9 protein-coding genes are annotated in these 10,533 nt (G+C 61.8%); 3 read left to right on the top strand and 6 right to left on the bottom strand.

The annotated features are described in order from the left end of the window. Positions 1–217 precede the first annotated feature (217 nt). Positions 218–640, bottom strand: a complete 423-nt coding sequence (gene ndk / locus AC5E6N_RS20655; RefSeq protein ID WP_491749579.1) for a nucleoside-diphosphate kinase — start codon at positions 638–640, stop codon at positions 218–220. A gap of 149 nt (positions 641–789) precedes the next feature. After that, positions 790–1,422 (bottom strand): glutathione S-transferase family protein, encoded by a 633-nt coding sequence (locus AC5E6N_RS20660; protein WP_491749580.1) that lies wholly within the window; start codon positions 1,420–1,422, stop codon positions 790–792. Between the two features lie 161 nt (positions 1,423–1,583). Here AC5E6N_RS20660 and AC5E6N_RS20665 point away from each other — a divergent pair, with 161 nt between their 5' ends. Continuing rightward, a complete protein-coding gene (locus AC5E6N_RS20665; RefSeq protein ID WP_491749581.1) occupies positions 1,584–2,486 on the top strand; it encodes a bifunctional 5,10-methylenetetrahydrofolate dehydrogenase/5,10-methenyltetrahydrofolate cyclohydrolase in 903 nt (300 codons plus the stop codon). 52 nt (positions 2,487–2,538) lie between these two features. Continuing rightward, the gene (locus AC5E6N_RS20670) at positions 2,539–4,422 is read left to right on the top strand and encodes an ABC-F family ATP-binding cassette domain-containing protein (protein ID WP_491749582.1); all 1,884 of its coding nucleotides are present in this window, start codon (positions 2,539–2,541) and stop codon (positions 4,420–4,422) included. 1 nt (position 4,423) lies between these two features. Here the strand turns inward: AC5E6N_RS20670 and AC5E6N_RS20675 are convergent, their stop codons facing one another. Together AC5E6N_RS20675 and AC5E6N_RS20680 are read right to left on the bottom strand one after the other, a co-directional pair. Further along, entirely contained in the window at positions 4,424–7,153 is a 2,730-nt protein-coding gene (locus AC5E6N_RS20675; protein WP_491749583.1) for a DUF2339 domain-containing protein, read from the bottom strand. A gap of 17 nt (positions 7,154–7,170) precedes the next feature. Beyond that, the gene (locus AC5E6N_RS20680) at positions 7,171–7,770 is read right to left on the bottom strand and encodes a 2-hydroxychromene-2-carboxylate isomerase (RefSeq protein ID WP_491749584.1); all 600 of its coding nucleotides are present in this window, start codon (positions 7,768–7,770) and stop codon (positions 7,171–7,173) included. Positions 7,771–8,090: 320 nt separating this feature from the next. Between AC5E6N_RS20680 and AC5E6N_RS20685 the strand changes: the two genes are divergently transcribed. Further along, positions 8,091–9,347 (top strand): L,D-transpeptidase family protein, encoded by a 1,257-nt coding sequence (locus AC5E6N_RS20685; protein WP_491749587.1) that lies wholly within the window; start codon positions 8,091–8,093, stop codon positions 9,345–9,347. A 5-nt stretch (positions 9,348–9,352) separates the two neighbouring features. Here AC5E6N_RS20685 and AC5E6N_RS20690 read toward each other — a convergent pair whose 3' ends face one another. Further along, a complete protein-coding gene (locus AC5E6N_RS20690; protein WP_491749585.1) occupies positions 9,353–10,051 on the bottom strand; it encodes a phosphatase PAP2 family protein in 699 nt (232 codons plus the stop codon). Beyond that, positions 10,044–10,533 (bottom strand): hypothetical protein (locus AC5E6N_RS20695; protein ID WP_491749586.1); only part of this gene is annotated, 490 nt, incomplete at its 5' end. The genes AC5E6N_RS20695 and AC5E6N_RS20690, both read right to left, overlap by 8 nt.

The raw sequence follows: 10,533 nt of genomic DNA on the forward strand, positions 1-10,533 counted from the left end.
GATGCCGGCCGCCACAAGCTTAGCCGTTCAGAAAACGCAGGCCAACCGCAACAGCGCCGGCGGCATGTCGTCAGCCTGATCGAGCTTAGCCGTTCAGAAAACGCAGGCCAACCGCAACGAAATTGGTGACGTTACTGTTTTATTTTTAAGCTTAGCCGTTCAGAAAACGCAGGCCAGACACAACGGCGCTCAAACCAATCGTTTCTCAGCCGGCCGATCAGCCGACGATTTCCGTGCCGGAGAACCAGTAGGCGATTTCCTCCGCCGCCGTTTCCGGCGCGTCCGATCCGTGGACGGAGTTCTCACCGATGGACAGGGCGTGTTTTTTGCGGATCGTGCCTTCTGCGGCATCCGCCGGGTTTGTCGCGCCCATGACCTCGCGGTTCTTCGCAATCGCGTCCTCGCCCTCGAGCACCTGAACGATGGTCGGGCCGGACGACATGAATTCGGTCAGTTCGCCGAAAAACGGACGTTCCTTGTGCACGGCATAGAAGCCTTCCGCCTCCCTCAGGCTCATCCAGACACGCTTGGAAGCGACAACCCGAAGGCCGGCATCTTCCAGCATCTTGGTGATTTCGCCGGTGAGATTGCGTTTGGTCGCGTCGGGTTTGATCATCGAGAAGGTGCGTTCGATCGCCATGACCTGCTTGTCCTTTGTCATATTCGCGGGAGAATTGCCGGCTCTATAGCCTTGCTGGAAAGGCAACACAAGTGCCCCTCGCCCGCCGATCAGGCAGCGGCGGCCACCGCGCGCCCGGCGCCGCCGTGCAGGTCAAGGCAGCGATTGAACTAGGCCGCAACCGGGTCATCAGGCTGCAGCAATCGGGTGGGTGAGCAGATGCGGGCCCACTGAAAGGTTCCGAAAACAATATAGTCGGCGAAGAGCGGCTGCTGACCGCCGATAAAGGGCTGGCGCTTTAGCATCAAGCGCAGCGGATCGAGCCTGTTTGCAAGTTCTCCGACCTTGTCGAGACTGGCGCTGACGACCTCCTCCAGCGATTTGCCGAGGCGTGCTTCCCGGCTCTTGCGGAAATAGTCCTGATCCGCCGGTTCGAGCATTGCGTGGATATCGAGCAGCAAGGCCCCGAATATGGTGGCGGAGACCTGCGTCGCGCTCCAGGCCTCGACAAACCGCGACAGCGCGACACCGCCCTCGCCGCCGAAAAGCGTCGGCCGGTCGGGATAGGCTTCATCAAGGTAGAGAGCGATTTCGAAGGAGTCGGAAACGACATGATCGCCGTCGCGCAGCACCGGTACCGTCTTGCCGATGCCGTTTTCGATGTTCGGGATCTCCGTGAACGGCACCGCGGAGCGCTCATAGGTCAGGCCCTTGTGCGCCAGCGCCATCACCGTCTTCCAGCAATGCGGGCTGAACGGCCGCCCGGCGTCGCGTCCGGTGAGTTCATAGAGTGTGATCGTCATGAAAGGCTCCGAAAAATCCGACAGAAGAAATCCGGCGGCATTTTGCCGGTTTTGATGACACGTTCAACACATCGCCGCGGCTTTTTCGGTTTACGCCGCAATCCGATTTGACTATTGCGCTCAGCATGCGAACCGATCGGCCGGCAGAAGGAAATCCGGATATGTCCCATGCACATAAACTGCTCGACGGCAGGTCCATCGCGGCCGGCATCCGCGAGGCGGTTTCGAAGGACGTTCAGGCTTTGAAAGAGGAAGGCTGGCCGGTCAAGCTGGTGTCCATTTCAATCGGCGATGTGGACGCTTCGGCGCTTTACGTGCGCAACCAGCAGCGGGCCGCCGAAAAGGCGGGCATCGCCTTCGAGGCGCGGCACTACGAGGCCGATATCGGCCGTGACGAGCTGGTAGGCATTATTCAGGGCCTCAACACGGACCCGCGCGTGACCGGTATCATCATCCAGCGCCCGACACCGAAACATCTGACCGAACGGCGCCTGCAGCGCAGCGTGCACCCGTTGAAGGATGTGGAGGGCATGCACCCCTCCAATATCGGCGATATCGTCTACAACGATCTGAAGATGGGGCCGTGCACGGCCGTTGCCGCCGTCGAGCTTCTCAAGGCGACCGGGGTCAATCTGGAAGGTCTGGAGGTGACCATGATCGGGCATTCCGCCATCGTCGGCAAACCGATCGCCTTTCTGCTGATGGCGCAGGGCGCGACCGTGACGGTCTGTCACCACGAGACGCGCAACATCGCCATGCACTCGCGCTCGGCGGACGCCGTCTTCGTTGCAGTCGGCAAACCGGGGCTGGTGACAGGAAACATGCTGAAGCCGGGCGCGGTGCTGATCGATATCGGCATCAACCAGATTGACGGGCCGGACGGCCCGAAGGTGGTCGGCGATGCCGATTTCGAGAGCTGCTCCGACATCACCGGATGGATCACGCCGGTTCCCGGCGGCGTCGGTCCGGTGACCGTGGCAATGCTGTTGCGCAACGCCGTGACAGCCGCAAGGCTTCAGCAGCAGCACTACGCCACCGAGTTTGCCACGCGCACCAGCGCTTGAAACATAGCCGGTTTTCACTTGCGTTCAGGCCGCAACCGATCCAATAAGCCCTATGCTGACGATTACCGACCTTTCCGTGCGCATTGCCGGGCGCCTGCTCATCGATCACGCGTCGCTGACGCTGCCCGAAGGCACGAAGGCGGGCTTGGTCGGGCGCAACGGCACCGGCAAATCGACCCTTTTCCGGGTGATCTCCGGCGACCTTTCCCCGGAAACCGGCTCCGTGAGCCTGCCGAAAAACTGCCGTATCGGCCGGGTCGCGCAGGAAGCGCCCGGAACGGACGAGCCGCTGATCGATATCGTGCTGCGCGCGGATGAAGAGCGTGTCGCGCTGCTGCAGGAAGCCGAAACGGCAACCGACCCGCACCGTATCGCGGACATCCAGACGCGGCTCACCGATATCGGTTCGCATTCGGCCGAGGCACGCGCCGCCAGCATCCTTTCCGGCCTCGGTTTCGACAATGACGCCCAGAAACGCCCCGCCGCGAGCTTTTCCGGCGGCTGGCGCATGCGGGTCGCCCTCGCCGCCGTGCTCTTTGCCCAGCCCGACCTTCTGCTTCTGGATGAGCCGACAAACTATCTCGATCTGGAAGGCACGCTCTGGCTTGAGGATTATATCAGGCGCTATCCGCATACCGTTATCATCATCAGCCACGACCGGGACCTTTTGAACCGGGCCGTAAACACGATCGTTCATCTTGAGCACAAGGCCTTGAGCTTTTACCGCGGGCCGTTCGATCAGTTCGAACGGCAACGCACCGAGGCGCTTACGCTGCAGATGAAAGCGCGTGAAAAGATGCTCGCCCGCCGCAAGCACATGGAGGCCTTTGTCGAGCGGTTCCGCTACAAGGCATCGAAGGCGCGGCAAGCACAATCCCGGCTGAAGGCCATCGAACGGCTCGGTACGGTTTCGGCGGTGGTTGACGACCATGTCCAGGGCTTTCAGTTCCCGAAACCCAAACGGCAGCCGGCCTCTCCCATCATCGCACTGGAGAAGGCGTCCGTTGGATATACGCCCGGCCAGCCTGTCCTGTCGCGAATGGATCTGCGCATCGACAATGACGATCGGATCGCCCTCCTCGGCGCCAACGGCAACGGCAAATCCACATTCGCCAAGCTGATATCGGGAAAGCTTGCGGCGGAGGCCGGGTCGATGACGCGCGCGCCGCATCTCGAAACCGGATATTTCGCCCAACACCAGCTGGATGACCTCAGGCCCGCCGAGAGCGCCGTCGATCATGTCCGCAAGCTGATGCCGGACGCGGCGGAAGCGCAATTACGATCCCGGGTCGCGCAGATGGGCCTTTCGACGGAAAAGATGGACACAGCGGCCCGCGATCTTTCCGGCGGCGAAAAAGCCCGCCTGCTTATGGGCCTTGCCGCATTCGACGGACCCAACCTTCTCATTCTGGACGAGCCGACCAACCATCTGGACATAGACAGCCGCGCGGCGCTGATCGATGCGCTGAACGGGTTTGACGGCGCCGTCATCCTGATTTCGCACGATCAGCACCTGATCGAGGCGACCGCCGACCGCTTGTGGCTGGTGGGCGACGGGACTGTGAGCGCCTATGAAGGCGACCTCGACGACTACCGCGCAATGATCCTCGGCAGCGGATCGCGCAAGATCAAGACGCGCGAAAGCACAACCGGTCAATCCAAGGCCGACCAGCGGCGGGCGGCGGCGGAACGACGTCAGGAGCTGGCGCCGCTGAAGAAAAAGATCAATGAAATCGAAATGCTGACGGCAAAGCTTGAGAAAGAGATTCAAGCGCTGGATACCAGGCTCGCCGACCCGGCACTTTATGAGCGCGATCCGGACCGCGCCACACAGACGGCGCGGGACCGCAGCGAGGCCGAAAGGCGGCTTGCCGAAGCCGAAGAGCAGTGGCTGGCTCTCTCCAGCCGGTATGAGGACGCCGCTTCCGGCGGCTGACTCAGGTCTGGCGGCGCAGGAGCCGCTGATAGACAAGGCCGATGGCGACCAGCACGGCGCCGAGACCGATAAATGACAGGGCGCGCAGGAAGCCCGTCAGGTTGGACATGTCGATGATGAAGACCTTCACCACGACGGCGACGATGACAACCCCGGACAGGAGGCGAAGCGCCCGCACCCCGCTGACCATTCCGGAAGCCAGCAACGTTATGCCGATGACCAGCCAGGCGGCCGAATAGGCATAGAGTTCGGGGTCGGTGGTCACGCCCGTATCGAGCGATACCGGATGGAACCAGTGGCGAATGGTCAGGCTGACCCAGGCGAATACCAGAATGCCGCCGACGGCATAGGCCGCCCTGGAATATTCCGGTCGTTGCGTTGCACTGAGATACCCCACGGCACCGTACAAAAGACCGGTCAGGAGATATGCGAAGAGCAGTTTGTTGACAAAGACACCTCCGCCGACCGGCTCTCCGGTCCATAGCGGATTGAACGCGCCGATAAGACCCAGTACGGCCCCTGCCATGCCGGCATAGCCGAGCAGATCGGCCGCACCACGCAATGTGGTGCTTGCGCCGGTCGCGCGCAGACGCAGGAGACCGAGCGCCACACCGCCGCCGACAAGAACAAGGAAAGCCGCCTCGGGCAAGGTATCGATCGGGGAGAAGACCTCACCCGGTTCGATGGCGTGCAGGCCGATCACCGCAATGGCCAGTGTTGCGGAGGCGACCGCCACGCCTTCCGCGGCTTCGAGCCAGCGGTCGCGTCCATGCGGGGACAACAGCCACGCCGTCGCCGCAAATCCCATCGCCGGGATCCCGTAGCCGAAGAGCAGCCAGTTGAAAACCGGCGTGGTGCCGAGATCGGAGCCGACGATGGCCGGGTCCCAGATGAGCCGGGCCGCATAAAGGGCAGCCGGCACAAGCGCCAGCGGCCGCAATGCCGGCAGCGGCCTGCGGGAGTAGACAATCGCCGTGGCGGGCGCGATGAGCGCCAGTGCAACAGTAAGGGCGGCTCGCTCCAGCAGCATGCACAGGCCCAGCGTCAAGGCAAACAACGCTGCGATCAGATAGGTCGCGACAACACCGGATCCTTGCTCGTCATCCTCTTCGGCGCGGCGGTCCAGCCATTGCGCGACGGCAAAGAAGCCGGCGCACAGAGCAACCGCGATCGCACCGGAACGAGCCGATATATCGAGGAAGTCCGTACGCACATAGGACATCGCCAGGATAAGAACCGGCAGGAAGGCACCGCCGAAGGCAAGCGGCACCCGCGCCGCGGAACGAAGCGCGCCAAGAAGACCGACAAGGCCCGCGAGAACGGCCAGGCCAAGGCCAAGCAAGCCGAACAGCGACAGCGCCTTCTGCTGGTAGCCGGGCAGCATCGCGGGAGAAATGCCGTCCATCGTGTCGAAACCACCCGCAAGCGGCTGCCAGGTTTCAACCGACAGTTCCCAGGCACCGTATCCAAGAAACACCAAAAGCACCGATACCGGCACCACCAGCCGGACAGCCGCGTAGTAGAAGGCCGATGCAAAAGGCACCAGCACCATCAGGACGAGGCCGATGACCGTCGCCGCGTCGGTCTCTACCGCAACAAATGCCAGGCCCAGCAGCAACAGCAGCGACAGCAGGCCGACGGCCATCCTGTCATTCGGCTGAAGCCGCTCCGGCACCCTGTCGTAAAGGCTGGCGACAAAAACATGGAAGACTGCGACCCAGGACGCCAGAATGTAAAGGCCGAGGACGGGTCGTTCTCCAGGAGCCGCGACAAGGAAAAGCACGAGAGCGAAGAACACAAGGCCGAGCGATGCGATGACGGCGAGCCAGCGCCAAAGACGCAGGCGGCCAACGCCGAAGGCGGCCGTGGAAACGGCAAAAGCATAGGCCGCCAGTCCGCCGGCATTCGGCTCCTGCGCACTGACCAGGAAGGGCACGAGAAAACTTGCGACAATTCCCAGCGCCGCCAGGAGCGGTCCGTGCAGCAAGGCGGCCGCCATGGTCGCCACGGCGATAACGCCGAGCAAAACGAAGGCACTTGCCGGACCGAGAAAACCGTAAAGCTGATAGGCCGCGTAGATGGTCGCAAAACCGCCAAGCGTGCCGACGGCCGTCAATATGGCCGGAACATTGGCGTTTTCAAAACCGCCGACAGAAAATGCCGCGCCGCGCCGTCTCGTCCACTCCCCGACCGTGCAAAGGGCCAGTGAAAACACAAGGCCGGCAATGATGCGCGCACCCGGTCCCAAAAGGCCCTGCTCGATCGAATAGCGCACAAGAAAGATCGCGCCGAACGCGAGGGCTATTCCGCCGACCCAGACAGCCCATTTCGCGCCCACCGTTTCTTCCAGCAACGCGCCGGATGGCCTTTTAGCCGGCTCTTGCCGCACCGTCTGCCCCTCATAGGTTTCGCTGAACCGGTCGCGCACGGCCGGCTCCAGGCGCTCTTCGGCCTCTTCGGCTTCGTCCCCGGCGGCGGGTTGGGCGGGTTTCTCAGGGGGCGTCGGCTCGGAGACAGCGGTCTCCCCCGCACCGTCGGTTTGTGCCTTCGCAACGGGCGCGGGCGGCATGCGCGTCACGGGCGGCGGCAGGGGCGTCGTTCCAATCGCATCTTTCAGCTCATTGACCTCACGGCGAAGCATGCGCACGTTGAAGAACGCGATGGTGCCGAGAATCGGCCCGACCAGCAGAAGGGCCGCCGCCAGGATCAGCGGCACGAACATATCCATCATCGATCCGGAGCCCCGTGTCAGCCTTTCTTGTTGAGGGCCTCGATCACATCGTCAATCCGGTCCTGCCCCCAATGCATCTCGTCTTTGACAAAAAATGTCGGCGCACCGAATACGCCGCGTTCAACGGCTTCTTCGGTGTTCGCACGCAACGCGTCCTTGACCGCCTGGTCCTGCGCCATATTGGCGATCTCCCGAGCCGGCAGTCCGGCATTGTCCATGAGTTCCATGATCACGTCCGGGTCGGATATATCGTCGTCATTGGCCCATGCGCCGTCGAACATGATGTCCATATATTTGTCGCGGACATCGTCATCGATCCGGCCGGCGGCAATCGCACCACGCAGCGCCGTCACGGTGTTGAGCGGGAATTTCGCATTGACGGAAAACGGAAGGCCGTGCCTGGCGCAGATACGGGTCAGATCGTCGAACATCCATTTGCCCTTGGCGGCTATTCCGGCTGGTCCGCTGTTGCCGACAGCCTTGAATACGCCACCGAGAAGCATGGGTTTCCAGTTGATGCGACCGCCGGCATCGTGCAGCATTTTGGGCAGGCGTTTGTAGGCCACATAGGAAGCGCTGCTCACAAAATCATAATAAAAATCAACATTTTTCGACAATTTCTTTTCCTCGTTTTCGGCAGATTGCGGTCAGCGACCGGCCCGGTTTCCGGAGCAACATGGATAAATGACGTTTACGTAAAAGACAATAACAGCCGGATAACACCCGGCCTCCTGCTTGCGCTCGTCGGGGATTTACTGAATTCTAACAGGCGCGGCGCACAATGCCGGCGCCAGTTTGTGACGGGCTTGGAGTTATGCGTATCACGTCGTCTCGATTATCGGCCTTGCCTTTTGTCCTCACAGCGATCTTCGCCGGTTTAACCGATGTGCCGGCCTATGGGCAGAGCAGCCAGACATTTGCCGCCGAAGCGGCACAGGTGCTGCCGAAAGCCCGGCCGGAACGCCCCGTGCTCATGCTGGTTTCGCTGGACAACCAGACCATGCGCGTCTTTGCCGGCAGCGAACTGGTTTATCGTTCCGACATTTCGACCGGCAAGCCGGGTCATGACACGCCCAGGGGCATATTCAGCGTCCTTGAAAAACGCAGATATCACGAATCCAATATCTACAGCCGGGCGCCGATGCCCTTCATGCAGCGGCTGACCTGGTCCGGCATTGCGCTGCATGAGGGCGATGTCCCGGACTATCCGGCATCACATGGCTGCGTGCGCCTGCCGGTCGGATTTGCGAAGACACTGTTCGGCTTTGCCGGGATCGGTGCGCATGTCCTCATCGCGGACGACGAGATCACGCCGCGGCCGATTTCGCATGACAGGCTTTTTTATCCCGGTGGACAACCGAAAAACGAGACGGATACGGCGGCCTCGGTCATCGCCATCACCGTGAAGCCGATGCAGCGCTCGACGAGCGGCTCCGTTCTCAGTTTCGGGAAAGGCAAAGAGGACAAGGCCGCCCTGCCCGGCCATGCCGATGGTCCGGTTTTGGACGGCTACGTCATGCGGGCGGGTTTCGATCCGTCCCTGACGCCCGTCGGCAGCGATGACGGGTTTCAATTCCCGCAATCAAAGGCGCCGATCCGGGTTCTGATCACACAAAGGACGGGACGGGAGCTGGTGCGCGATGTCCAGACCATGCTCAATCAGCTCGGTTTCGATGCCGGAGAGGCCGATGGCCTGATCGGCGCCGACACCGGTGCGGCAATCCTGCGATATCAAAAGAGCCGCGGCGACGAGGCGACAGGCGCGGTCTCCGTCGCACTTGCCCGCCAGCTGCATCTCGACACAGGCCGCGGCGCGTTTTCGACGGGCCATATCTATGTGCGCCAGGGGTTTGAGCCCCTGTTCGATGCGCCGGTCTTTCTCAACAATGGCGAACAGCCGCTCGGAACGCATTTCATGACCGCCCTTCCCCACAAGGACGAACAAGACAGGCTGCAATGGATGTCCGTGACCTTGTCCGATAATGTCAGCGCGAACCCGCTTCTCGATATTGAGGAGAACTACGGTTACCGGACAGCGACAGCGCGCGCCGCGCTCGACCGCATCGTCATGCCGCAATATGTGCGCAAAAGGCTGACGCAGATGATGGTGCCGGGATCGTCCCTCGTCATCACCGACGGTGGCATCAGTTCCGAATCGCACGAAGGCACGGACTTCATCGTTCTGACGGACTGATGGGCCTAACCGACCTTGCCGCCTGGGGCTTTGCGACCGATCAGCAACCAGTGAAGCAGAACGGCGACGAGCGAGACAAACAGGACCGATCCGATCGTATCGGACAGAAAGTGCCGTCCCTTGAAAATCCGTAATATGGCGGCAAGACCGGCGGCGGCCAGCGCCGCGGCGACAAGTATCCGTCGAACCGCCCTGTTGGGGATATAGGCGCTGAGCACGAGAACCGAGATGAAGAAAGCGGTGGCGCCGGAACCCTCGCCCGATACGAAGGAGCAGTTTCTTTCGCACTGATCCGACAGGATAAATGCCGGCGAGAACGAAAGATTGCCGCCGAACTCATCGATATTGGCAGGCCGCGCCCGGCCCCAGTAATTCTTCAGGAGGACGTTGACCAGCAAACCCGGCCCGAGAATGTACAGAAGCGGAACGAAGCCCCAGACTTGCCTTGGCACCGTGAAGACGGGACCGCGCCAGAGCGCCACGGCCCAAAGGGCAAGGCAGGTGACGCTGAGGCCGATGCTGACCACATTGAACGCGCCGCGATAGGCATCGAAAAAAGCGCTTTGGGCCGTCCATTGCCGGGTTTCGGGATCGAAGAACCGCGTCGAAACCCAGATATCGATGCCCGGAAAGACGTTGAACAGGACAAAGACCAGTGCCAGCGCGCCGACGACCGTCATTGCCGCGTTTCTGTGATCACCCACCGCCATTGAAACACCTGCCGTCCATTACGAATGCGTTGATGAGATTGCCGTGATAGGCGCCGCCGTCCGTTCGCAGTGTCGCGACCGGCTCGATCTCCTCCCCGGCACACCTTGCCCGGTCCCAGTGGACTTCGACACGCAGAACCTTGCGGTCGCCCAGATCGCCGCCGATGGGAAACTTGAGCTGGTAGTAGTTTCGCGGCCGGCCCCGAGGATTGACCGTGCGGATGTCAAACGCGCCGGTCCGGCCGGTATAGAAAAGATCGGCCACGATGTCGCGGTTCTCCGACATGATGATGTCGATATCGTTGGCCCTGGCGACATCGAGTATCTGGCGGCTGAGGTCTTCCCGGCCAAGCAGGCGTTTCATGGCCGGCTTTTCACCGTCGACGCTGACATGTTCTGCGACCACGGTCATGACCGGCATACCGATCGCCAGAACCACCCCGATCCACGCGGACAGGCTGAGCAGGCGGAAATAC

The sequence above is a fragment of the Hoeflea sp. genome (assembly GCF_984452065.1).